General features: G+C 40.9%; 1 pseudogene. It reads right to left on the bottom strand.

Features of this window, described 5'->3' with window-relative positions:
• Positions 1 to 1635: pseudogene (locus ACFIMM_RS03885) on the bottom strand (hypothetical protein); the annotation flags it as partial.

Here is a 1635-nt window from a genome sequence, read left to right as displayed (position 1 = left end):
GTAACCTCCGTGTTGTTTTGAGTAAACTCTTTTTGAAGATTCTCAAAAGATGTTCCTACACCAGCAAATGCTTCCGATACAGTATCATACTTCTTCTCTTCAACTTTAGTACCATCCTCATTAACGATCTTAACTTTGAAACTTGGAGCCGTCCAAGCGCCACCTGCATAACTAGCGTCACCACCTAAAGACTGCGCAACACTGTTACCTAGAGCATATAGCTGATTTCCTGCTACAGCATCGCTTGAGCTAGCAGTAATATCACCATTTGCAAGTGATGTGATTTTGCTGTGTGTCTTCTCACCATCTTTTTCTCCATGCAAGGCGACAAAAGCACCTTCAGCCTTGCTCCATGATAAAGAATCTTGTGCAACTCCTTCTGAAACTTCCTTAATACGAGCGTTGATAGTGCTCATGCTGTCATTAATGTCATTAAAAGCACCTGCAACATTATTACTGCTCTTCTTATCACCTTTCGTACCATCATTGCTGAAAGTCTGAATTTGAAATTCCGGATCTTGCCATTCGCCTTTCTCATTATAACCAGCACCACCACCAAAATAGCCAGCAAACTGTTTTTGCAGATCATAAATCTGTCCACCCGTAATCGCATCACTCGAGCCTGATACTATAGAGCCAGCTGCAAGTGATGTAAGCTTGCTGTTCTCTTTATTGTCCCCATGCATCGCTACAAACGCCTCTGCGTCCTTATCCCACAACAGCGCATCGCCTTGAACTTCCTGAGTAATATTCGTGATGTTTTCAGTAAGTTCATTAAACTTATTCGTTAGGTTGTTATTCACATTCTTGAAATTCGTATCAATACCTTCAATGGCTAAACCAACATCACCATAGGATTTTTCTACTACCTCGCCTTTTGCATCAACACTGGATAATTTATAGGTTGGACCCGTGAAAGTACCATCTTTAAAGCTTGTACCTCCACCTAAGTATTTCGCAATATCCTGAGAAACCTTAGAAATCTGACCGCCATTAACCGCATCATGCGAATTCTCACTAATCTGACCTTCGGCAACATTATGCAAACCAACAGGTGCAGAACCCTTACCTTTACCCAAAGTCACACTCGCATAATTAGTGCTGCTATTATCATCACCTGTTTTATCGTAATGAACAACAGCCGATTCATCAGACTGAAGATTGTTAGAAAGCTCCTTCAGACTTGCATCAAGCTGGTCTTTATTAACAGCTTCATTACCTCTCACGGCTTCTTTCACACCGGAAAGAATTCTATCCCCTTTGTCTTTATTTGCGATATTGATTTCATTGCCTTCTACTTCTGTACCAATATTGATAACTTTTGTCTTTTCATCCTGCTTGGCAAGACTATCACTGACTACATTGGTCACATCATTGTGAACATTCGTGATAGAACTTGCAACACCTGCAAGTGCTTCCGCTACACTATTGTAAACCTTTTCCTCACCAGTGCTACCATCATCATTGACAGTTTTAAGTTTGAATGTGGGTGCAACCCATTTTCCATTTTCATAGCCAGCACCTCCACCAAAATACGTCGCAACTGTTTGATTGATTGAATAAAGCTGATTGCCCGTGATCGCTTCTGTCGAACCTTTAGAAATTTCTCCATCTAATAGAAACTTCAATTTGCTA

The organism is Bartonella sp. AP258QHHD, assembly GCF_042196145.1.
In the GTDB taxonomy this organism is placed as follows: Bacteria; Pseudomonadota; Alphaproteobacteria; order Rhizobiales; family Rhizobiaceae; genus Bartonella.
This window is presented reverse-complemented; position numbering and strand designations above follow the sequence as displayed.